The organism is Calditerricola yamamurae (assembly GCF_054654135.1).
The window spans coordinates 14,098-36,659 of sequence record NZ_BAAIFH010000005.1; the positions used below are offsets into that span (position 1 = coordinate 14,098).

The window sequence follows — 22,562 nt, forward strand, 5'->3', positions numbered from 1 at the left end:
GAACGTGGACGCCGAGGACCAAGTTTGTGCTGAAGTTGGACGCTCTCTTATTAGGAATATTTTTCATCAAAAGTTGCTTGTCTTCTACGACCGCATTCATTATACTAGAAACTGCGTTGACCTGCTGGCAACGGTTCTAGAAAGACTACTGGAACAGCACAATCTTCTTTACATGGCGATTGGGTTTTGCTATAATGGAAACTGCGTTTCTAGGATTCTGCAGGAGAGAATTTAGAATTCACGGTGAGAGGAAAAGCCTGCGCCTCTCTCAGTGAAGGAGGTGAACCGGTACCGCGGGGAGAGGGCGTTGTACCAAAGATGAACCATCTTCAGGAAGAGATTGCGAGAAATCGGAGGAGGAGGGCTTACGGGATTATGGACATCAAAAACCCGCAAAACCTGAAGAAAGCTCTGGCGATTGTGTCCACCTCGACGCTCCTGGCTGCGTTCGGTACGCCGTCCGTTGTGCCGGTCGTTAAACCTGCGGTTGTGTATGCGGCCGGTGCGGAAGTCGACACGGTGACCAGCGTGCCGACCATTAAGGACACGGTGAGCAATGCTGAACTGGCCACCATTCGCATCAAATTTACTGCCGGCACGATTCTTAAGAAAGGCGATTTTGTGATCGTCGACCTGCCGGAAGATTTCACCTTTGCTTCGGATTTTGGTGATGCCCAAAGCGACGCAAAGAACAAAATCAGCTTGGGCAAAGGGCTTCAGGGCAAGGAAGCTAATTTCAGCATTGATCCCACAATTGACGGGGAAGCGGGAACGGATCGCGTAAAAATCACGGTTGTCAACAGCGATATTACACTTGATGACGATGGTTACCTCTACATTTACCTGGGCGATATCAATGTTGAAGGCGCCGAGGGCGGCCCGGCTGACGTTGAACTGACGACGAAGAGCTCGGGTTCTGCCTTCCCTGAGGGCAAGGTGACGGTTGCCCGGGTTGTGGGGAGCGGTGAGGTTCAGCTCAGCGTAGTTGATGACATGACAAGCAGCAATGAGTTCGAGACATTGGTTCGTATTAAAGAAACGACGGCTGGATCTTTGGAAAAAGACGACGAAACGCTGAAATTCACGCTCCCCGATGGATACAAGTGGAAGGGGATTAAGGCAAAATACGATGAAGATAATGACAAATATATCGCAGACAAGAAAGGCGACAAAGTAGTTGGTGATGGTTACAAGGTAGAGGTTCCTGCAATTGACGGGGATCCTGTGACGTTCATTGTGCATATTGATGACGACGAGTTGGAGCTGGAACTCTCGGGTGATGAGACAACGAAACCGTCCATCTGGGAGCTTCCGCTTGTATTTGAAGTGGATGATGACACGAAGGTGAAACCGGGCGATGTTATTGTCAAAGTCTCCGGTGAATCCGAAGCTAATGTGAGCGAATTGGTCGTCGGTAAGTATGGTGATTACAGCGCGACGGTGTCTGTTGATTCGGTGAAGACGCTCTTTGCCGGCCAAGATGACCAGGAACTTGGGGTTATCCGCATTGAGGAAAGCGTGGCGAAGAGCCTGATTAAAGGTCGTACCATTACCCTGACCCTTCCGGAAGGGGCTCGTTGGCAGGAAGAATTCGAAGCCGCAACCGATGATGATTCCAGCACGACCGCTTCGACTGCAGGCGAAAGCTGGACGAAAGAACAAAGCGGTGGGCTTACGCTGAAGTTTAGCGGTTATACGGGTACGGATAACCGCACTGCGAAATTCACTGTGGAGAGCGAATCCAATAGCAATGAAGGTTACGTGAAACTGAAAAACGTGAAGATTGCCGTTCGCCCGGGTTATGAAGGGCCCATCGAAATCGAGGTTGGCGGCACGGCCGGAGTGAGCGGCACGGTTAAGGTTGCCGACGTAGTGAAACCGCTGGATGTGAAGGTCGAAAACCTCCGCGATGTGATCATCGGTCTGACCAACCAGCAAGCGGGTGACCTCGTCATCACGGAAAAGGCGGCGGGCGCGCTGGACGACGATGATGACGACAAGCTGATCGTGGAGCTTCCGTCCGGTGTGAAGTTCGCCAAGCTGCCGAAAGTGGAAGTCACGTCGGGTGACCTGTCTCTGGGCACTGTCAAGCTGAACAGCTCGGAGACGGCCTTGGAAATCTCCATTGAAAGCAAGAGCACGAAACCGAGCACGATTCGCATCTCCGATGTGGCCCTGAAGGTTGACCGCACGGTGGCCGAGGGTAACGTGAACGCGGAGATCAAGGGTTCGGCCGTAATGACCACTCAGAAATATGAAGACTGGACGGGTGACGACTACGTGGCGAAAGTGGCCATCGCCAATGTCGTGACGCCGGCTCCGGATGCCCAGAAGGCCACGGTCGTCTTCACCGTGGACAACACGAAGTACACGGTCAACGGCGTGGAGAAGACGGCCGACGTGGCGCCGTACATCAAGGACGGCCGCACCTTCCTGCCGGTTCGCTACGTCGCGGAAGCCTTGGGCGTGTCCTCCGACAACATCCTGTGGGATGCGGGCACCAAGACGGTGACCCTGTTCAAGGGCGACCGCGTCGTCAAGCTGAAAATCGGCAGCAAGGTCCTGTACGTCAACGGCATGGCCATCAACATGGACGTGGCGCCGGAAATCAAGAACGGCCGCACCATGCTGCCGATCCGTTGGGTGGGCACGGCGCTCGGCGTGACCGTCGAGTGGGACGAGGAAGCCCGCACGGTGACGGTGAAGCAGTAACCGGTGCGTGCGGTGGGAGGGGGCAAATGCCCCCTCCTTTTTCTCTGCCCTTGTTTTAGCCTTTCCGGGAAGGAGGCGACAGCATGCGCAGGTTGGCGTTGGGGGTGCTGGCCGGCTTTGTCGCCCTCGGCGCATCGGCCGTGCCGGTGGAGGCGCAGTCGGGCGATGTGCGCGTGGTGATCGGCGGTGAGCCGGTAACCTTCGACCAGCCGCCGGTTCTGGTCAACGACTTCACATTGGTTCCCTTGCGGGGTGTGTTTGAAAAGCTGGGAGCCGACGTGTGGTGGGACCCGGCGGCCAAGAAGGTGACCGTGCGGAAGGACGACGTCGTGCTTCTGCTCCAGCCGGGGAAGAAGACGGCGCTGCGCAACTACGAGCCCATCGCGCTGGATGTGGAGCCGCGTGTGCTCAACGGAAGGGTGCTGGTTCCGCTGCGGGCGGTCAGCGAGGGGCTGGGCGCGCAGGTAACCTATGACCGGGCCACGCGAACGGTCTTCATCGATACGGAAGACCGTCCGGCGCAGGGGACACCGGGACAGCCGGCAGCCACTTCCGGGGCGCTGACGCTGGAGGAAGCGGTGCAGCGGGCCTATGCGGCCAGCTATGCCCTGAAAAACGCCGAGGCCGACGTGGAGCGGGCCCGCGAAGTGATGCGAAAAGTGGGGGAAGACGTGCGCTTTGTTCCCGCCGACGGTTCCAACCCTGTGGCGGCCAACACGTATACGGCGTGGGCCAAGGCGCAGACGGCCTATCTCATGGCCCAGCGCCAGGTGGACGTGTTGAAGGACGTCATCGCCTACCAGGTCAAGCAGGCCTACAACGAGGTGCAGGTGCGGGAGCGGGCGCTCGAGCTGGCCCGGTTGGAGCGACGGAACGCCGAGGTGCAGGCCCGGCTGGCCGAGCTTCGCTACGAGGCCGGGACGGTTTCGGCGCTGGAGCGTGACCAGGCACGGGCCGCGGCGTCCGAGGCGGTGAAGAAGGAGCAGCAGGCGGCCAAGGCCTACGACGACGCCTACCGCAAGCTCAACCACCTGCTGGGCCTTGACCGCAGTGCCCGCCCGGTGCTCGTGGAGACGCCGGTGTTCCGCGAGTTGGAGGGCGTTGACCTGGAAACGCACGTCACGCAGGTGGTGACGAGCAGCACGGCGGTGTGGCTGGCGGAGCAGCAGGTGGCGCTGGCGGAACTGGATCTCGACCTGTACGTCTTCAATTATGCGCCCGAACCGTATCGGGCCAAGGAGATCGATGTGGACAAGGCCCGCAATACGGCCGAGGACACGAAACGGCAGCTGGCCGACACCACGCGGGCGGTCTACAACCAGATCAAGCAGCTGGAAGACCAGTATCACCAGCTGGAGGCCAAGCTGGCGCAACTGGAAACGAACATGCGGGCGGTAGAGGCGCGGTACGAGGCCGGGATGGCCATCGAAGCCGAATTCTTGGCGGCCAAGGTGGCCCTGGAACAGGTGAAGCAGCAGATGTTTGCCTTAACCGCGCAGCTGGACACGTTGCACGCCGTGTTCGAGCGGCCGTGGGTGTTGGCCAAAGTGGGGTAAACTACGCGGGCGATGGGTTGCGCCCGCTTTTTTTTCGATGAAGGATCTGCAACATACACGTTCCGTTTTTCGTCTATTTAGCGGAAACCCTTCATTGGTGGTGCATGCTGCGCTTCCGGATGGCACATGTTAGCGGGAGCAGATCACGGTACAGGGGAGACGAAAGTATGATCCGCCGGATTGTGACGATTGTTCTGACAATTGCAGTGATTGTAGGTTGGATTCCCCCGATGGGCGGCGCTGTGGTCACCGTGCCTGTCTTCCTGGACGGAAATCCGCTCAGCGACATGGCGGTCTTGACACAAAACCGCACGCTGCTGCCGTTTCGGGCGTTGCTGGAACCGCTGGGCGCCACCGTGGAGTGGGATTCGGCCACGCGGACCGTCCACGCCACCAAAGCGGCCCTCTCGCTCTCCCTCACCATCGGCGAAACGGTTGCTACCGTGAATGGCAGTCCGGTTTCCCTCGACGTGCCGGCGCAGATCATCCATGACCGGACGATGGTGCCGGTGCGGTTTGTCGCCGAGACGCTGGGGGCAACGGTGGGTTGGGACGCCCTCTCGCGGACGGTGATCGTGAGCACGGCGGAAAAGACGCCGGTCACGGTGCGGCGCGTGACGGACGAGCTGGCGCTGGAGATCGAGCGCGACCAAGGTGCCATGACCCTGCGGCTGGCGGGGATCGCCTTTCCGCAGACGGCGCACCCCACCGCCGAGGAGGAGGCCTTCCGCCGCGAGCGGCGCGCCTTTCTGGAACAGTGGGTGGGGAAATCGGTGCTGGTGGAATGGGCAGGGGACGCGGGCAACGCGCAAGGCCCAGCGGACGGCTACGTGTTCCGGCCCGACGGGATCTTTCTGAACGCCGAGCTGGTGAGCCGCGGGTACGCCAGCCGGGCTGCCCACGCGGCCGATGTGGCGTGGGACGAGCTGCTCGTGCACCTGCAGCGCGACGCGGAGCGAGGCAAGCGCGGGTACTGGGGACTGGGCGAGAAGGGAGCAGGGAATGTCGGCGGGGGCGCGTTTGTGCCGGCAACCCCGACAAGCGGTGTGTTCGGGGGAAAAGCCTTTGACGCTACGCGCAAGGCCACGCTGCAGGTGCCCGGCGCTGCGCTGCAGCTCGTGTCGCGCAGCGGCAAGACCTACACGCACCTCGTGAAGGAACAGGCGTTGTGGCGGGTGGTGAAAGCCGGGCGCGTCTGGGGTACGCTGACGGTGGCCCAGTACGCCGTCCGAAACGGGGATTACGTCTACCTGCTGCGCTATGAGCCGGAGTGGACGGGGACGACGCCGCTGGCGGTCCACCTGACGCTGGCGGGGAGCGTGAAGCCCTTTACCGAGCGCCACACCGAATACAACGGGGCCATCGACACCTCCACGGCCGTGTGGAAGCCCCCGCAGCCGGTCAAGGGCACGCTGCCAAACTATACGGCGGCTGTGGAAAACCCCGACTACAGCCTGTGGGTGTCGCTGGCCAACGTGTACCGTCCCCTGGCCAACCAGACGATGGAGGAGCAGTACGAGAAGGTGCGCCCCATCCAGGTGCAGCAGGCGGGGACGGCGACAACGCTGGTCATCACATTCCCCCAGGAAAAGGGGTACCGCGGGGAGCAGTGGAGCGTGGTCTCCACCCGGTCCCTGGTGGACTGGAACCATCCTACGGCGCCATCGACGGTGCGCATTGCCGACCTGAACCGGGCACGCAAGTTTTCCTTTGACGGGGTGTACTACCGCACGCCGACGTCCTACGTGCCCTACACGCCCAACAATTTCTACCGGAATCCGGCCTTTCACGTGGGTCAGGCCTTCCTGAACGCCTCGGGCGGGCGGCTGTTCGAGACCTTCGGGCTGGTGTTGCTCGCTACGGCGGTGGAGACGCAGACGAAGGACGGGTTCTGGCCGGTCAGCACGCGCTCGGAGTGGCTGTACAACGACTATGGCATCGACGCCGGGTACTACGACACCCGCTGGTCCACCGACGCGGCGCGGTTCCTGTTGAGCGGCTACGAGCGGTACAAGGACCCCGCTATGCTGGAGGCGGCCAAGCGGTACGGCGAGTACTTCCTGCGGTTTGCTCAGGCCAACCATTTCCCCACGTCGGCGACGGGGCTGCTCGTGTGCGACTACGGCCATCCGACCCAGCCGCACCGCAAGACCCACGTGTCGCTCAACCACCATCTGGCGGAGATGAATTTCCTGTATGAGCTGTACCTCATTACGAAAGACAAGCGGTATCTCTCCTTCGCCGAGCGCATGCGGCAGGGGGTCAAGGACACGGCGCCCCAGTGGCGGCGGGCCGACGGCGATCTGCACTATGCCTACCTGCCCGACGGAAGGTACGGGATGCAGGACTATCCCACGCTGACGCTCAACGACCTGAAAGACAGCCAGCGGCTGATCGAACGGGTAACGGGTCGGCCCGATCCCGACGTTCAGCAGCTGATCGAGTGGAAGACGGAGTTTGCGCGAAAAAAGGGGTACATTCCGTAAGGGCATATCCGATGGGGGAGCGGGCCCGTGGAACAATCGGGTCCGCTCATGTTCCAAAAAAAGCGATCCCCGGCTCGGTATGCCCGGATGGAAAGAAGATGGAATGATGGTATAATGAATCCGTACAGCGTTGCCGCAACGTGGCGGCGCCTTGCCCGTCTCCTTATTTGTGAGGAGTTTCCGCGCGGTTGCACGCGCGCTTTTCCATGCTGAACCAGGAGCGACCGAAGATGCGCAAGTGGCTGTTCGCGGCGCTGGTGGCGCTTCTTCTCCTTGGTGGGTGGCTGGCGACCGGCTGGATCGAACAGAAGCGCCAGGCGTCGAGCGAGCCGGGGCTGCCCGAAACGCGGGAGTGGATCATCAAGTGGCGGGAACATGCGCCAAGTGCCCCCGGCGAATTTGTGGTTCTCCAGCGCGACGACCGTTACCGTCTGATGGTGGTGCGGCTGCACGAACATATTGATGTGGTGAAGTGGGTGGACGCTTGGAGCAAGCGGACGGATGTGGAATACGTGCAGCCCAACCGCAAGCTGCGCATCAAGGCGCTGCCCATTCCCAACGACAAGCTCTACACGGAGCAGACGTCTTACCTCCACCAGATCCGTGCTACCCAGGCGTGGCGCGTGGTGCGGGAAGCGCCACAGGTGACGGTGGCCATCGTCGACACGGGGGTCGACCTCGTCCATCCCGATCTGAAGCCCAACCTGGTGCCGGGTGTGAACCTGGTGGAACCCGACAAATTGCCCCAGGACGACAACGGTCACGGGACGGCGCTGGCTGGAATTGTCGCCGCGGTGGGCAACAACGACATCGGGGTGAGCGGCGTGCTGTGGCGGGTGCGCGTCATGCCCGTCAAGGTGCTCGACGCCCGGGGGGAAGGGGACGACTACACGGTCGGGATGGGGATTCGCGAGGCGGTGGATCGCGGCGCCGACGTGGTGCTGTTGTCGCTGGGTGATCCCATCTATTCGCAACACATGAAAGAATCCATTGCCTATGCCGAGCAGCGTGGCGTGGTCGTGGTGGCGGCCACCGGCAATCGTGGCACGCGCGTGGAATATCCGGCGGCTTTCCCCACGGTGTTGGCCGTGGGCGCCGTGGACAGTTCGGATCGGTGGCTGCATTACTCCAACTACGGTCCGGAAGTGGATGTGGTGGCGCCGGGCACCCGCGTCTACACGACGGCGCTGGGGGGCGGGTACGACTATGCCCGCGACGGCACGTCGATGGCCGCGCCGCAGGTGGCTGCCGTGGCCGCCATGCTCAAGGCGCTGCACCCGCAGTGGACGCCGCGACAGATCCGCAACCAGATTCGCCTGACGGCCGACGACGTGAGCCTGCCGGGATGGGACGAGAAAACCGGCTTCGGTCGCCTCAACGCCTATCGTGCCGTGACCGCCGTGCTCCCGGCTGATCCCTTCGAGCCGAACAACCGCCTCCCGGAAGCGCATCCGCTGCCGGTGTTTGGGGAACGGGTTGGATCGCTCCCTCCCGGAGACGCCGACTGGTGGCGGGTGGACATGCCGTACGCCGGCGAGCTGCTGCTCACCGTGGAGGGGCCCCAGGCCAGCGCGCCGGTGCGCGTGGAAGCCTACCCGAACGGGAAGGCGGCCGGGATGACGGCGCAAACGCTGCGTCTTACGCAGACGGTGGTGTTCAACCTGCCGAAGGGCTCCAGCTGGATCAAGCTGTCGGCCGTCGTGTCGCGGGGTGGGCCCATCGGGTACGCGCTCACGACGCAGTTTCGCATCTACAGCGACCCGTACGAGCCGAACGACTCCCTCCAGCAGGCGAAACCGCTCTCGTGGTTGGGCCAGACGGCAACGTTGACGGGAACCATCCACCGCGACGGCGATGAGGATTGGTTCCAAACCGAGATCACCCGACCGGGGCGCCTGGATGTGCGCGTGACGGTCGACACGCTTCGCTTCGATCCGGTGGTGGGGGTGGAGAACCCCGCCCAGGCGTACCGCCGCGAGATTGACGAGGGCAACGTGCAAAACGGCCAGGCCGAAGTGTTTTCCCTGGAGGTCAAGCCCGGCGTTTACTACCTGCGCGTTACCAATTATTACGGCGTCTCTGTCGATGGTGAATACACCCTACAGGTACACTACACCCCGGAGCTGCCGGACCCGGCCGAACCCAACGAGGTGTCGTGGGAGGCGCACCCCCTTACCTTCGGCGTTCCGGTGTCCGGGACCCTCGACAGTGTGGCCGATTTTGACTGGTACGCCTTTTCCGTGCCCGAGCGGGGCGTGGTGACGGTCCGCTTTGTCGAGGTGCCGCCGCTGGCGGGACTGCGCCTCACCTGGTATGACGGCGAGATGCGCCTGCTGTACGACGGTACCATCACCGACGCGAACGCTGCCGTTCACCGCGCGGTGGTGCCCGGCCGTTACCTGCTGCGCCTGCAGGCTGACGAGGGCTCGAAATACCAGGCGTACCGTTTTGTGGTGGTGCGCCAGGCGGTGGCGCAGACGGGGCCCTGACGGGTCGGGCTTGCAGATGCATCGGCAAAGGAAAACCGAACGGGAGGGGAGACGATGAACAAGCGAGAGTGGGGGCGTTTGGTGGGCATCGGGGTGCTGACCGCGTTGGCCGTTGCAGCCCATGGCGCGTGGGCCAACGGGGCGTCGGCACCGGGATCGGTGGACGACCCGCTGGTGACGAAGAGCTATGTGGACGCGAAGGTGGATGAACTTCGTCGGTCGCTGTCCGGGCAGCCGTCGCCCAGCCAGCCGCCGTCCGACTCGCGCTCGAGCGCCTTCGCCGTGGTGGAATTGCGTCCGGGCGATGCGCTGATTGGGCAGTCGGGAACCGAGATCATCATTCGTTCGCCGGGCCGGGTGTATCCGATAACCAGTGCGGCCGGCGGGCTGTCGGATCTTTCGGCGGGAGTCGACCGCCAGACGGGTCCCCTGCCGATGAACCATTTCTTGATCGTGCCGCGCAGCGATGGGCGGGGGATTTATGCCGACCCCAACAACCGGCCCAATGTGGTGGTCATGGTCCGTGGCGCATACGAAATTCGACAGGGATATGCAAAACGGGCTCTAAGTCAATAACTGTGGATGGGAGGTCAACCAAGCCAAGGGTATAAAAGCGAGGAGCATCTTTCGCACATAGATCTCACGGTTACGGAAGCCGTAGCTGATTCGTTTGAGCAGCTTGATCTTGGTGTGCACGCCCTCCGTGTAGCCGTTTGAAACACGCCAGGTGTGGTAGGCCAGAATCGCCTCGCGCCAGCGGCGGAGCGTGCGTCCCCACTGCAGGAGCGCGGCATCGCTTGCCGACTGGGTCTCAAAGATCACGCGGTCCAGGATGGCTGCGGCTTCGTCTCGATTGGAAGCACGGTAAACGTCTCGCAGCTGCTCCTTGACCCAGTGAAAGTGGGCCACGTTCTTGTGATGCTTCCGAATGGCGGCAAGCTGGGCAGCTTGGCGTTCGGTGAGGTCGTCCTCGTTCTTCAAAAGCGGCCAGCGCCTCAGGCGTACCCCGGTCACCTGCTGTTCCACAAGCCGTGCTTCGTCAACCCGCCGATTCGCGTCCTGGATGACGTGGAACGGATCCGCCACGATGACAGCGCCGGGCAAAGCGCGCTTCACGGCATGGCGCCAAGCATCCTTCAGGTCGATGCACACGGCCCGAATCCGCCGACGAACCGTCTCCGGCAGCTGGCGCAAAAAGCGCTCCAGTGTTTTCATGCGGTCATCCGGCAAGATGGCCAAAAGGCACCGTTTTGGCCACACGCATGTGACCGTAACCATCATGTCACGGCCACGATAGCTGTGTTCATCAATGCTAAGCACGAAGGCATCGACATCCCGGAGGGCTTCCTCGAGATTTACCTGCTGACCTACGTACCGAAGGAGCAGACGGCGCAAGGTGCTGGCACTTGTCCCGCTTTCCTGGGCGGCACGACGGAAACTGCCCGCTTTCAGGCGCTGGAGCAAAAGGGCTTCGGCCCGTTCGGTCCTGCGTGCCCAGGGGCGAATACCAGGAAAGCGTTCGGTGAACACTTTTCGACAGGCCGTGCACTGGAAGCGCCGGGGACGTACCCAGAGGTAAACCGGTTTCTCGTTGCACCAGGTGTGCAGCTTCCGTTTCCATTCACGTGCACGATCGTAGACGCGGCGTGTCAGCTGTCCACAATCCGGACACCGCGCTTCCTTACGCGGCCGACCTGCGTAGACGTGGATGCTGTCGGATTGATGGACGGTACGGTAAACAATCCACGATTGTAAGCCGAACATTTCTGCGGTAAGCTTGTTCATAGGCGGTCGCGAGCCTCCTTCGGGATGTGGTGTGCTTAACTATCCCTTGGCTTGTCGACCGCCTTTTCCTCTTAGAACCCACACTTTTTAGCGTAGAGCCTGCAAAACGTTGACAAGCCTGTCGAAATACGATACAATACCCGCGAATGACCGTGGGGACGACGGTAACCTTTTCCTCGTCGGAAAAGGTTTCTTTTTTGTAAGCAAAGGAGGTACGGCCATGGAATACCGCAAGGGACGCCGCCTGTTCACGTCCGAGTCGGTGACCGAGGGGCATCCGGACAAGATCTGCGATCAGATTTCGGACGCCGTGCTGGATGCCATCCTGGAAAAGGACCCCAACGCCCGCGTCGCCTGCGAAACGGCGGTGACGACCGGGCTTGTGCTGGTGACGGGGGAGATCACCACGAAGTGTTACGTGGACATCCCCAAACTGGTGCGCGACGTGATCCGCGACATCGGGTACACGCGGGCCAAGTTCGGCTTTGACGCCGACACCTGCGCCGTCATCACGGCCATCGACGAGCAGTCGCCGGACATCGCCGCGGGCGTGAACCGGGCGCTGGAAGCGCGGGAGGGACAGATGTCCGACGAGGAAATCGAGGCCATCGGGGCGGGCGACCAGGGGCTGATGTTCGGGTTTGCCTGCAACGAGACGCCGGAACTGATGCCGCTGTCCATCTCCCTGGCCCACAAGCTGGCGCGCCGGCTGGCGGAGGTGCGCAAGAAGGAGATCCTGCCGTACCTGCGCCCGGACGGCAAGACGCAGGTGACGATCGAGTACGACGGAGACAAGCCGGTCCGCGTCGACACCATCGTCATCTCCACCCAGCACCATCCCGACGTGTCGCAGGAGCAGATCAAGGCTGACCTGTTGGAGCATGTGGTAAAACCGGTGGTGCCGGTGCACCTCCTCGACGATGCCACCAAGTACTTCATCAACCCGTCGGGCCGTTTCGTGATCGGCGGACCGCAGGGGGATGCCGGGCTGACCGGCCGGAAGATCATCGTCGACACCTACGGCGGATATGCCCGCCATGGCGGCGGGGCCTTCTCGGGCAAGGACCCGACAAAGGTGGACCGCTCGGGGGCGTACGCCGCACGGTACGTGGCGAAGAACATCGTCGCCGCCGGGCTGGCCGACAAGTGCGAGGTGCAGGTGGCCTACGCCATCGGCGTGGCGCAGCCGGTGTCGATCAGCGTGGACACCTACGGCACGGGCAAGGTGAGCGAAGAGGTGCTGGTGAGCCTCATTCGCAAGCATTTTGACCTGCGGCCGGCGGGGATCATCAAGATGCTCGACCTGCGCCGTCCGATCTACCGCCAGGTGGCCGCGTACGGGCACTTCGGCCGCGACGACCTCGACCTGCCGTGGGAGCGGACCGACAAAGCGGAGATCTTGAAAGCCGAAGCTCAAGAATACGTGAAGATGTAAGGAACCGAGACAACCCCGCTGTAGAGCGGGGTTTTTTCGGGGGTGGCGTCGACGAATTATTTAAATATGAGTCCAAGTGCCATGAACCCGGAGCAGTTGGATGCCCTGGTGGAACAGGTCATCGTTGTAACCCAGCATTGCCGAGAGCAGGTGTTCGCCCTTCTGGAGTCGACACGGGCGGAGGCGGAGGCCGCGCGGCGGGAGCTGGAGGCCGTCAAGCGAGAAGCCCAAGCGATCATGCGCGCCTACGACAACACGCGGCGGCAGTTGCAGCGGGCGCGCCGCCACCTGGCCGACGTGAGCCGTCGCTTCGACGCCGCGTCGGAAGAGGCCATCCGCGCGGCGTATGAGGAGGCGAGCCGCCTGCAGGAGCAGCTCGGCGTCTACCAGGAGCGCGAGCGCCACGTGCGGAGGCGGCGGGAGGACCTGGAGCGCCGGTTGCGCAGTCTGGAGGGGATGGTGCGCCGGGCCGAGGAGCTCTTGACGCAGATCGGTGTCGTGCTCGACTTTCTCAGCGGCAACCTGGCGGAAGTGGTCACCAACCTCAAGCGGCGGTCGGCGCCGGAGTGGCTCGGGCTGGCCATTTTGCAAGCCCAGGAAGAGGAGCGCAAACGCGTGGCCCGGGAGATCCACGACGGTCCGGCCCAGATCCTGGCCAACGTTGTCTTGCGGGCGGACATGGCAGACCGGCGCATCGCGAAGCAGGAGTACGAGGCGGCGCGCCGTGAATTGCAGGAAGTGAAGAATCTCGTGCGGGAAAGCCTGATCGACGTGCGGCGCATCATCTTTGATCTGCGGCCGATGAGCCTGGACGACTTGGGACTGGTTCCCACGCTGCGCAGGTATCTGTCCACGCTCGAGGAACGGCACGGCTTGCCCGTTCGTTTGCGGATCGAGGGCATCGAGCGGCGGCTCGATTCGGCGATTGAGGTGGCCCTCTTTCGCCTGATCCAGGAAAGCTTGAACAACGTGGTGAAACATGCCGCGGCCACCCGCGTCGAGGTGGCGGTGCATTTTTTGCCCGGGGCGGTCTCCGTGGAAGTGGTCGACAACGGGCGCGGGTTCGATCCGGCGGCCATCGGGGAGGGCCACTACGGCATTTTCGGCATGCGTGAGCGGGTGCAGCTGCTCAAGGGGCAGTTTGCCCTCGATTCGCAGCCGGGGAAGGGCACGTCGGTGCGGTTTACCGTGCCCGTCGGGGCGGCCGCGTTCATGCGCGTGAAGGATAGGAAAAGGGGGAGGGGCGATGATTCGCCTGTTGATTGCCGATGATCACAAGCTGTTCCGGGACGGCCTGCGGCGCATTCTGGAAATGGAAGAGGACCTGGTTGTTGTCGGCGAGGCCAGCGACGGCGAGGAAGCGTGCCGGATGGCCGCGGCGCTGCGCCCGGAGGTGGTGCTGATGGACATCAGCATGCCGACGGTGAATGGTGTCGAGGCGACGGAATACATTGTTCGCACGGTTCCGGACTGCCGCGTGATCATCCTGTCCATCCACGATGACGAGGCCTATGTGTACCGGGCGCTGAGCGGTGGCGCCAAGGGCTATTTGCTCAAGGAAATGGACAGCGAAGAACTCATCGAGGCCGTGCGCACGGTGGCACGGGGCGAGGCGTACATCCACCCGCGGGTGACGAATAAGGTGTTGGATCAGCTCCGGCGCCTGCGCGAAGGGCAGACGCCGTTGCCCGACGGGGCCGCGGCGGCCTTTCTAGACGAGGAAATGGTTGCGCGCTTTCGCCAGCTGACCAGCCGCGAGCGGGAAGTGCTGCAGCTGATGGCCGAGGGCAAGAGCAACCGTCAGATCGGCGAGGCGCTGTTTATCAGCGAAAAAACGGTAAAGAATCACGTCAGCAACATTTTTCAGAAGCTTGGCGTAGACGACCGGACCCAGGCGGTGGTGTTGGCCATCAAGCACGGTTGGGTGCGCATTTGAGCCCTCGTCACCCCTCCTCGTATGGCAGCATAGCCTACAGCAGAGGAGGGATCCGCGTGCCCAACTGGATTGTATGGGGATTGGCACTGTACGGTCTTGCGGCCCTGTGGGTGTGGGCGATCGTACCGCTGGGCCATCCCGTTTCCCGGCGGGGACCGGTTTGCGTCGTCCTCCTCGTAGAGAATTCAGGGCATATCGTGGAAGGGCTTTTGCGATCCCTTTTTTGGTGGGCGTACTGCCATGGCCGGGATCTGTGGGTAACGGTGGTGGATTTCGGGTCAAGCGATGACACCCTCGGCATCGTGCGCGGCTATGCGCGATATGTTCCGCACGGGATTGACATACGTGTAGGCAGGGCCGCATCCTGGGACGCAGACGTGATCCGGCGGCAATTCGGAAGGACGGAACACGCCCACGTGGTCGTCATCGACGCGCGCATCCCACCCCCGATTCGCGACGGGTAGGGGTGTTTTTTTTCATCCATATCATGCCTGGGATATGCTACAATAATCTCGTCCTGCAGGGGATACGCGCCAATAACCAAGGTTTCGCGAGGGGAAGTTTTGTGGTTCGATGGCCTCGATGGATTGGGTGGATCCTGCTCCTGGCCTTCACGCTCCGCATGGCCGCCCTGACCACCTACGGGTTGGATCTCACCCTGCGCAGTGATGACGAGGGCTATGTCAACAGCGCCATCCGCCTTCTGGAGACGGGAACCTTGACGTATCGCGGTCCCACAGAACCCGAGCGGTTTGCGTGGGAGCCGACGGTGAAGATCATGCCCGGCCAACCGCTGTTGTTGGCGATCATTTTTTTGGTGTTTGGCACGGGGATTGGAGGATTGTACGCCGCCAAAATTGTCATGATTCTGATCGGCTTGGCCGGCATTTACGGCGTGTACGCGTTGGGGAAGTACAGCTTTGGAACAGCAGCGGGGCTGATTGGCGCCTTGCTGTTGGCCGTCTCGATTCAGCATATTTTGACCGACAATTTGCTGCTGACGGAAACGCCGTTCATGACGTGTCTGATTTACTTGGTGTACTATTCTGTGCGTTTGGCTTCTGAACGCAAGTGGTCCCATTTTGGTGCGGTCTTGTTCTTCTATATTGCCGCGTTGCTCTTGAAGGCCACGATTGCCCTGTACCCGGCCGTTTTGCTGGTTTATCTCCTGCTCAAACGGTATCCTCTTTCGCTCATGGCACGGCAAGCCGCAGTGGCGGGTGCAGTAGTGCTGCTGGTGTTAGGACCGTGGTGGGTGCGCAATTACGTCCATTACGAGCGGTTCATCCCGCTCACAGCAGGCGAAGGCAATCCGCTGTTGTTGGGCACGTACCAGGGGGTGGGGTACCCCAACGCGGAACCGCTGGAGGACCTGCTCAAACGCTTGCACGCGGAGCATGCCCACGCCGACGCGTTCACCTTGCTGGAAGCCCAGAAGGAGGCGGCGAAGGAGCGCATTCGGCAGTGGTGGCAGTCCGACCCGCAATCGTTCTTGTATAGCTATCTCGTGCACAAGCCGGTTCTGTTGTGGAAGGACACCTTTTATTGGATCGAAATTTTTGGTGTGCCAAAGGAGACGGTCCGACAGGTGCAACCCTATGTGGTATGGGCGGGGCTGTGCGGTTGGCTCCTGTTCCTCCTGCTGGGGAAGCGCAGCAAATTGGAGACGGCGTTTGTCGCCATGGTATTGCTGTATTTTACCGCTGTGTACAGCGTGTACTTTGTGTTTGGCCGCTACAATACCCCGGAAATGCCGTTTTTGTTCCTCGGCATCGGGGCGGGCTTAACGGCCATATGGACGCGCGTAAGTGAATTCAAGAGGGTTTGAACAACCATGCGTGGGCGAAGCTGGTGGATCAAGTGGTGGGGAATGGCGTCCGTCGTGATGGCGGGATGGTGCCTGCTGGCGATGCGGGTACCGCCTGCCGAATGGGCCTACTGGGGATTTTTTCTCCTGCTGGCCGCGGGCTATGCGCTGTTTCCCATCGCCTTCGGTTTGTCGGCCATTTCCTTCAACTTGAGCGTATTTGTCGCGCTGTTTGCGCAATACGGGTGGCTCGTGACGGTGTGGGTGGCGGTCACGGCCAGCCTGCTGGGGCAGCTGAAGCGGTGCTGCACGTGCCGGCGCTGGCTGCTGCAGCTGGGCATTACGGTGATGAGCCTGCTGGCCGGCGCGGGGGCGTACCACGCGTGTTGGGGTGTGGCGAAGCGCGTGCTGCCGGAGCCCCAGTGGCTGGCCCTGGTGGCGTTTGGCCTCACCGCGGCGGGGGTCCAGGCAGGCGTCCGGCGCGCCCTTCTCCACCCCCGCCGTCCGCGTGACGGATGGGCGTCCCGGGCGCGGCTGTGGGCGGCGATGGTGAGTCTGTCAACCATTCCCGTCGGGCTGCTCTTTGTGACGGTGCGCCCCCATCTCGGCCTTTTGGGGCTCGTTCTGGTTGCGGTGCCCACCGCTTCCGCCTGGCAAGTCCTGCGCTCGTACGCGCAGCTATTGTACTTGAACCACCAGCTCCAGCGCCTGGGCAAGGTGACCGGACAGTTTGCCGCCGAGCTGAATTACGACCGGACGGTGCGTGCCATCGGCGACGCCGTGCGGCAACTGGTGGAACAGGACGTGTGGGGGCTGTATGTGGTGGAGAAGCTGAGCGGTTGGCTGGAGCCGGTGATTGTGGAGAAGGCGAGCGGCCAGCCCCTGTCCCTTGAGGAGCTGGCCGTGTGGCAAAGCGCGTCGCAGCTGTTTCAGCGGCACCTGAACCGGCGCGCCCCGGTCGTCCTGGTTCGGGACGACCTTGGGGAGGCGATGCCGGACAAGGCGCTGGCCGCCCTATGCCTGGTGCCTCTGGTTCACGACGGGAGGGCGAGGGGGATGCTGGTTGTGGGCCGCGCAGGCATCACCACCTTTTCCCGTGTTGAGAAGATGTTGCTGGGGATCATCGCCAGCGAGGCGATCGTGGCGATCGAAAACGCCCTGAAATTTCGCCAAACCGAGTACCGCAGCCGGGTGGACGAGCTGACAGGCCTGACCAATGCCCGCACCTTTGAAGCCTTGCTGCACGAGGCCGTTGCGCGGGCGGCGGAACGGGGCGAGCGCCTCAGCGTGGTGCTGCTCGATTTGGACGGCTTCAAGTGGCTGAACGACACCTTTGGCCACCAGGCCGGCAATGAAATGTTAAAAAAAGTGGCGCAAATCCTGCGGGAGAACGTCCGTCGGGATGACGTGGTGGCCCGGTTGGGCGGTGAGGAGATGGCCGTGATGCTGCCGGGCGTAGGGCTGGACGAGGCGGCCGAGGTGGCGGAGCGCGTGCGGCGGGCCATTGAACAGCAGGCCGTGATCACGGTGCGCACGTTGGACAGGGGCCACCCCGTTTCCGTCCGTGTCACCGCCAGCCTGGGCGTGGCCACGTACCCCGATGTGGCGACATCCGCGCGGGAGCTCATGCGGTACGCGGACCGCGCGATGTACCTGGGCGCCAAGCGCCGGGGGCGCAACCGCGTCGCGGTGTACGGGCGGGTGTGAGCGATGGCCCATCCGTGCTGGCTCTATGCCGTCGACCCGGGGGACGGGCAGCTTGTGCTCCGGTGGACGCCGGTACCGGAGGCGGATGCCGCCTATTGGGCGCAGCGGGGCGCGGCGCGGCTGGTTTGGGCGCGCCGGCCGGTAACGGCGCGGGAAGCGTGGGAGGCGATGCAAGGCCGGGAAGCCGCCGCTTTCCCGGCGGATGGGGCGCGCGGGGTGACGGTTACGGGTCCGCTTCCGGTATCGGAAAAGGCGCCGGCCGGCCTGTGTCGCGCGGGTGGTTTCCGCGACGCGCGGGCCGCTCGGTTGGCGCGTCTGGCCGGATGCTTGGCCGTGCACCTCGCCGGGCGCAGCCTGCTGTGGGCGGAGCTGGTGGCGCTCGCCGACCGGCGGGCGGGGGCCGACCTGTGGCGCGAGGCGGCCGAGGCTGCCCGAGGAAACGGTGAGGGGACCGCTGCGGCAAGGGGGGCCCGGGGACGACCTGCGCCGGCGCGCAACGCTGCCCCGCGGCGAGGGCGGGGTGATGCGGTTGGGGCCGTCCAGTGGGCGGCGCGCCGTCCGCTGCTCGCCGCCGCGTGGCGCATGTCGCCCCGCGAGCGGCTGCTCCTGGGCGCGGTGCAGTGGCTGGTGTTGGAGGGACGGGCCGAGCTTGTTCCGGGCGTCGTCCACGGAGCCGTTCCGACCCGGGGATGGACGGGGAAGTTGGCCCGCCTGTTTCGTCTGGCCCCCGACGCGCGCCCGGCGGGACGGTGCCTGCGCTGCGGGGAGGAGGCGGCACTGCAGGAGACGACCGCCTGCGCTTCGTGCGGCGCCGCGCGCTGCACATACTGCGCCCGCTGCCTGGCCATGGGCAAAAGCCGCGCCTGCGCGCTGCTCGTTCGTGTGGCCGCGCCGGCGCTGGGCCCCGTGCGGGAGGCCGGCGTTCCGGCGGCGCGCCTGCTGTCGCCGGCCCAGGCGGAGGCGGCGCGGGCCGCCCGCGAGGCCGCGGAGGCGGCGCTTGCGGCGCTGCGCGTGCGCGCGCAGGAGGAGGGCGACGGAGCGAACCGGATGCGGTCCGGCGGCAGGAGGCGATCCGGGTTTGTCCCCGGGTCGCATCGGCCGCCCGCCTTCCGTGAACTCCTCCTGTGGGCCGTCTGCGGCGCGGGCAAGACGGAGATGGTCTACCCGGCGATAGCGGAGGTGCTGCGCGGCGGCGGGCGCGTGCTGGTGGCCACGCCGCGGCGGGATGTGGTGCTGGAGCTGGTTCCTCGCTTGACGCGTGACTTTACCGGCGCGCGGGTGGTCGGCCAGTATGGGGGAAGCCCCGAGACGTGGGCGAGCGGCGACATCGTTGTGGCCACGACGCATCAGTGCCTGCGCTGGCGACGCGCCTTTGCGCTGGCGGTCGTCGACGAAGTGGACGCCTTCCCGTTTCACCATGATCCCATGCTGCCGCGGGCCGTGGCCCAGGCCCTCGCGCCGGGCGGCTGCGTGCTGTACCTGAGCGCGACGCCACCGGGCGACCTCCTGGCCCGTGCGCGGCGCGGGGAGGTGTCCGTGGTGCGCGTGCCCGTGCGCCATCACGGGTATCCCCTGCCCGAACCCTGCTTGGTGCGCGCATCCCGGCTGCTCCGGCGGGTTCGCGCCGGGCGTCCCGTTCCCGAGGTCCTCGATCGCGTGGGCGCCACGCTGGCTGCCGGCCGGCGCCTCTTCTGCTTCGTGCCGCGGGTGGAGGACGTGGCCGTTGTGGTCGCATACCTACGCCGCTTTGCGGCGGAACGCGGGTGGCCCGTTGCGCTGCCGCACGGGATCGACGGCACCCACGCCGCCGACCCGCGGCGCGGGGCGGTGGTGTGCGCCTTTCGTGAGGGGACTGTACGCGTCGTGGTCACCACCACCATTCTCGAGCGGGGCGTCACCGTTCCTCAGGCCGATTGCCTCGTGCTGGCCGCCGACCACGCCGTCTTCGACGAGGCGGCCCTGGTGCAGATCGCCGGGCGGGTGGGCCGTGCCGCCGATGACCCGACGGGGCGGGTGTGGTTTGTGGCCGAGCGGCCCACGGCGGCCCAGCGCCGGGCGCGCGCCCACATCCGCGCGATGAACCGCCTGGCACGGCGGTATCGGTCGGGTCCATGAGTCGGAACGGCGCTCCGGTTGTCTGTGATGGTCAAACGGGCCCCTTTGCGATAGAATGGCGGTAAGGGTAAGGGTTGGAAGACCGGGCAGGGGTGAGGGGACGTGCACGGGCGCGTTTGGGATAAACCGGCTGCAGACGTAACGGAACCAGGCGTAGCCCCAGGCTGCTGTGCGCAAAGGGAGAGGCCGCGGTGAAGCTCTTATCCCGCCTGCTCGACTGGATTGCTCCTTCGCCCGGCGCCTGCCGAGGGTGCGGCCGGCCTGCCGCTCCGCCGCCAGTTCATGCCTTTCCGCATCGCGTTCCGGCCCCGGTTCGCGAATTTCTGCGCCGCGCGTGGTGCCGCCGCTGCGCGGAAGCCCTGACGTGGCTCGATGAGCCCCTGGATGCCCGCTGCGGCTGCCCGCCCGCGTCCCGTTGCGCCGTGTGCGCGGGCGAGCTGGACGCGCCGTTTTGCGCGGCGCGCAGCGCCGTGGCCTACAACCCCTTTCTGCGCGATGTGCTCATCCGCTACAAGTTTCGCGGCGACGAAGCCCTGGAAGAACCGCTGGCGGCGCTGCTCGCAGCGGCCGTGGCCGCCCTCCCGCCCCCGGGGCGGCGACCGGACTGCGTCGCGTACGTCCCGCTCTACCCCGACCGGGCGCGCGGGCGCGGGTTCAACCAGGCCCAGCGGCTGGCCCGCCGGTGGGCGGCGCGCGCCGGGGTGCCGGTGCGGGAGTTGTTGGTGCGGGTGGCCTGGGCCGCACCGCAAAGCCGCCAGGTCCGTCGCGCCCGCATGCGGGTGGCGTCAGACGCGTTTGCCCTGGCCGACCCCGCGGCGGATCTAGCCGGACGGCGCGTGCTCCTCGTGGACGACGTCTACACCACAGGGGTGACGGTGGCGCGCTGTGCGGCGGTGCTGCGGGATGCCGGGGCCGAGGTGTACGTGGCCACCGTGGCGCGCACGCTCAGCCCGGTACCGGAGGACGCGTCCACCGCGCGATGAGGGTGTTCCGCTGTGCTCTGAGGGGTTGACGACGGGGAAACGCGACAGGGAACGGGGAGGGGACGGTGCGTGAGCTGGGACAAGCTCAAGAACTGTCCGGAGTGCGGACGGGTGTTTGTGGCCTACGTGGCCACCGTCTGTCCCGACTGCCAGAAGAAGATCGACGAGGAGTACCAGCGCTGTGTTGACTTTTTGCGCCAGCGGAAAAACCGCAGGGCCACGTTGGCGCAGCTTTCCGCGGGTACGGGCGTGTCGGTGAAGCGCATCACCCAGTTCATTCGCGAGGGGCGCCTGTCGCTGGCCGAGCATCCCAACCTGGGCTACCCATGCGACCGCTGCGGGGCCATTATCCGGGAAGGGCGCCTGTGTCCCGATTGTGCAGCCGGCCTTGCCGAGCTGCGGCGGGAGCTGGAAGAGGGGATCAAGCGGGCAAGCGATTGTGAGTCTGCCCGTTCGACCGAAGGGTACCGTGGCGACTGGTTCAAGCGCGAATAGGCCGGCACGACCGGCTTTTTCTTTTTTCTTTTTCTTTGCGCAAGGGGGACGAGGCAAAAACGCGCCTGCGAAGGAGCATGGGTGAGGGAAAGGGCGTACGGGCCCGCCTGAGGGCGACAAAAGGCGGCAACGTGGTTTCCGAAATACATGAAAGAAGGAGCTTGGAACGGGGGTGACCGCCGTGAAGGTAAATGGCCCGTCTTCACCGTATGGCCCGTCGGCCTATATGTCACTCCGCTCAAGTGGCGTGCGCGCCGGCCAGCGGCATGCCGGGCGGGATACGGTGGAAATCTCTCCGGAAGCCAAGGCCATGCTGGCGCAAACGCCGGTTGCCGTAAAGAAGGAAGGGGCCGGCGCGGCGGATGCGCACGCCCCGGCGGCGTCCCGCGCGGCGCGCCTGGCCGAGCTGAAGGCGGCCATTGCCAGCGGAACGTACCGCGTGCCGGCGGAGGTGGTGGCCGAACGGCTCCTCCAACGGTTGTTCGACGAGCAGGCGTAAAACGAATGCTTGCGGCGCGGGGAGCGAGCAACATGGAAACGCAACTTCTTGACCTTTTGCGGCGCTATCTTGATGTGCACCGGGACCTCTTGCGCTGCGCGGAGGAAACGCGCGCGGCGCTTCTGCGCGGCGACGTGGCGCACCTGCAGGACGTGGTGCGGCGCGAGCGTGCGTGCGTGCGGCACCTCGCCGAGCTGGAGGAGACGCGTGCGGCGCTGGTCGCCGAGGCGTGCCGGCGCTGGGGACTGGCGGCAGACTCGGTCACGCTGTCGGAACTGGTACGGCGCCTGTCCGACCCGGGGGCGCGCGCCGAAGCCGAGGCACTCGGCCGGGAGCTATCCGCGCTCCTGGCCCGCCTCAAGCGGGAAAACGGCCACAACCAGGAGCTTTTGGCCGACGCGCTGGCGCACGTCGAGGCCTCATTGTCCCTTCTGGCCGACGCGCGGCGCGGCGAGGTGACCTATGCACCGGGAGGTTCCGGCATGGTGCCCCACCATTCGTTGTTTGACCAGAAGGTGTGATGAAGCGGAAGGGAAAGGACACAGTGTGACCGGGAG

At 64.2% G+C, this 22,562-nt stretch carries 17 protein-coding genes; 16 read left to right on the forward strand and 1 reads right to left on the reverse strand.

The genetic code is table 11. The annotated features are described in order from the left end of the window. Nucleotides 1–375: 375 nt before the first annotated feature. From ACYQ0Z_RS05255 to ACYQ0Z_RS05275, 5 genes are all read left to right on the forward strand, one after another. Entirely contained in the window at nt 376–2,712 is a 2,337-nt protein-coding gene (locus ACYQ0Z_RS05255) for a copper amine oxidase N-terminal domain-containing protein (RefSeq protein WP_459865203.1), read from the forward strand. A gap of 83 nt (nt 2,713–2,795) precedes the next feature. Next, complete coding sequence (locus ACYQ0Z_RS05260; RefSeq protein ID WP_459865205.1) at nt 2,796–4,268, forward strand: stalk domain-containing protein; 1,473 nt, start codon at nt 2,796–2,798, stop codon at nt 4,266–4,268. Nucleotides 4,269–4,435: 167 nt separating this feature from the next. Next, nucleotides 4,436–6,754, forward strand: coding sequence for a stalk domain-containing protein (locus ACYQ0Z_RS05265; RefSeq protein ID WP_459865207.1), 2,319 nt, complete (start codon nt 4,436–4,438; stop codon nt 6,752–6,754). A 230-nt stretch (nt 6,755–6,984) separates the two neighbouring features. Continuing rightward, nucleotides 6,985–9,243, forward strand: coding sequence for a S8 family serine peptidase (locus ACYQ0Z_RS05270; protein ID WP_459865211.1), 2,259 nt, complete (start codon nt 6,985–6,987; stop codon nt 9,241–9,243). Between the two features lie 54 nt (nt 9,244–9,297). Continuing rightward, a complete protein-coding gene (locus ACYQ0Z_RS05275; protein ID WP_459865213.1) occupies nt 9,298–9,819 on the forward strand; it encodes a hypothetical protein in 522 nt (173 codons plus the stop codon). Here the strand turns inward: ACYQ0Z_RS05275 and ACYQ0Z_RS05280 are convergent. Beyond that, complete coding sequence (locus tag ACYQ0Z_RS05280; RefSeq protein WP_459864201.1) at nt 9,808–11,028, reverse strand: ISL3 family transposase; 1,221 nt, start codon at nt 11,026–11,028, stop codon at nt 9,808–9,810. The genes ACYQ0Z_RS05275 and ACYQ0Z_RS05280 overlap by 12 nt on opposite strands. Before the next feature lie 220 nt (nt 11,029–11,248). Here ACYQ0Z_RS05280 and metK point away from each other — a divergent pair, with 220 nt between their 5' ends. The 11 genes from metK to ACYQ0Z_RS05335 all read left to right on the forward strand — a co-directional run bounded on the left by metK (nt 11,249) and on the right by ACYQ0Z_RS05335 (nt 22,526). Next, nucleotides 11,249–12,463, forward strand: coding sequence for a methionine adenosyltransferase (metK, locus tag ACYQ0Z_RS05285; protein ID WP_459865216.1), 1,215 nt, complete (start codon nt 11,249–11,251; stop codon nt 12,461–12,463). 81 nt (nt 12,464–12,544) lie between these two features. Continuing rightward, nucleotides 12,545–13,735, forward strand: coding sequence for a sensor histidine kinase (locus tag ACYQ0Z_RS05290; RefSeq protein ID WP_459865218.1), 1,191 nt, complete (start codon nt 12,545–12,547; stop codon nt 13,733–13,735). Continuing rightward, on the forward strand, nt 13,710–14,399 hold the full coding sequence (locus ACYQ0Z_RS05295; RefSeq protein ID WP_459865221.1) for a response regulator: 690 nt from the start codon (nt 13,710–13,712) through the stop codon (nt 14,397–14,399). The genes ACYQ0Z_RS05290 and ACYQ0Z_RS05295 overlap by 26 nt, the downstream gene beginning before the upstream one ends. A 56-nt stretch (nt 14,400–14,455) precedes the next feature. After that, complete coding sequence (locus ACYQ0Z_RS05300) at nt 14,456–14,863, forward strand: glycosyltransferase family 2 protein (protein WP_459865224.1); 408 nt, start codon at nt 14,456–14,458, stop codon at nt 14,861–14,863. 101 nt (nt 14,864–14,964) lie between these two features. Then, on the forward strand, nt 14,965–16,227 hold the full coding sequence (locus ACYQ0Z_RS05305) for a glycosyltransferase family 39 protein (protein WP_459865226.1): 1,263 nt from the start codon (nt 14,965–14,967) through the stop codon (nt 16,225–16,227). A 6-nt stretch (nt 16,228–16,233) separates the two neighbouring features. Then, nucleotides 16,234–17,913, forward strand: coding sequence for a GGDEF domain-containing protein (locus tag ACYQ0Z_RS05310; RefSeq protein ID WP_459865228.1), 1,680 nt, complete (start codon nt 16,234–16,236; stop codon nt 17,911–17,913). 3 nt (nt 17,914–17,916) lie between these two features. Next, nucleotides 17,917–20,028, forward strand: a complete 2,112-nt coding sequence (locus ACYQ0Z_RS05315; RefSeq protein WP_459865230.1) for a helicase-related protein — start codon at nt 17,917–17,919, stop codon at nt 20,026–20,028. A gap of 191 nt (nt 20,029–20,219) precedes the next feature. Next, complete coding sequence (locus ACYQ0Z_RS05320; protein ID WP_459865232.1) at nt 20,220–21,011, forward strand: ComF family protein; 792 nt, start codon at nt 20,220–20,222, stop codon at nt 21,009–21,011. Between the two features lie 69 nt (nt 21,012–21,080). Then, complete coding sequence (locus tag ACYQ0Z_RS05325) at nt 21,081–21,506, forward strand: TIGR03826 family flagellar region protein (protein ID WP_459865234.1); 426 nt, start codon at nt 21,081–21,083, stop codon at nt 21,504–21,506. Nucleotides 21,507–21,678: 172 nt separating this feature from the next. Further along, nucleotides 21,679–22,005 (forward strand): flagellar biosynthesis anti-sigma factor FlgM, encoded by a 327-nt coding sequence (gene flgM / locus ACYQ0Z_RS05330; RefSeq protein WP_459865236.1) that lies wholly within the window; start codon nt 21,679–21,681, stop codon nt 22,003–22,005. A 32-nt stretch (nt 22,006–22,037) separates the two neighbouring features. After that, entirely contained in the window at nt 22,038–22,526 is a 489-nt protein-coding gene (locus ACYQ0Z_RS05335; protein WP_459865238.1) for a flagellar protein FlgN, read from the forward strand. Nucleotides 22,527–22,562: the final 36 nt, after the last annotated feature.

Excerpts from the sequence above, each read along its gene's own strand:
- ACYQ0Z_RS05315 (WP_459865230.1), top strand. The coding sequence starts at position 17,917 with ATGGCCCATCCGTGCTGGCTCTATGCCGTCGACCCGGGGGACGGGCAG.
- ACYQ0Z_RS05335 (WP_459865238.1), top strand. The coding sequence starts at position 22,038 with ATGGAAACGCAACTTCTTGACCTTTTGCGGCGCTATCTTGATGTGCAC.
- ACYQ0Z_RS05310 (WP_459865228.1), top strand. The coding sequence starts at position 16,234 with ATGCGTGGGCGAAGCTGGTGGATCAAGTGGTGGGGAATGGCGTCCGTC.
- ACYQ0Z_RS05295 (WP_459865221.1), top strand. The coding sequence starts at position 13,710 with ATGATTCGCCTGTTGATTGCCGATGATCACAAGCTGTTCCGGGACGGC.
- metK (WP_459865216.1), top strand. The coding sequence starts at position 11,249 with ATGGAATACCGCAAGGGACGCCGCCTGTTCACGTCCGAGTCGGTGACC.
- ACYQ0Z_RS05275 (WP_459865213.1), top strand. The coding sequence starts at position 9,298 with ATGAACAAGCGAGAGTGGGGGCGTTTGGTGGGCATCGGGGTGCTGACC.
- ACYQ0Z_RS05255 (WP_459865203.1), top strand. The coding sequence starts at position 376 with ATGGACATCAAAAACCCGCAAAACCTGAAGAAAGCTCTGGCGATTGTG.
- ACYQ0Z_RS05265 (WP_459865207.1), top strand. The coding sequence starts at position 4,436 with ATGATCCGCCGGATTGTGACGATTGTTCTGACAATTGCAGTGATTGTA.
- ACYQ0Z_RS05280 (WP_459864201.1), bottom strand. The coding sequence starts at position 11,028 with ATGAACAAGCTTACCGCAGAAATGTTCGGCTTACAATCGTGGATTGTT.
- ACYQ0Z_RS05270 (WP_459865211.1), top strand. The coding sequence starts at position 6,985 with ATGCGCAAGTGGCTGTTCGCGGCGCTGGTGGCGCTTCTTCTCCTTGGT.
- ACYQ0Z_RS05260 (WP_459865205.1), top strand. The coding sequence starts at position 2,796 with ATGCGCAGGTTGGCGTTGGGGGTGCTGGCCGGCTTTGTCGCCCTCGGC.
- ACYQ0Z_RS05290 (WP_459865218.1), top strand. The coding sequence starts at position 12,545 with ATGAACCCGGAGCAGTTGGATGCCCTGGTGGAACAGGTCATCGTTGTA.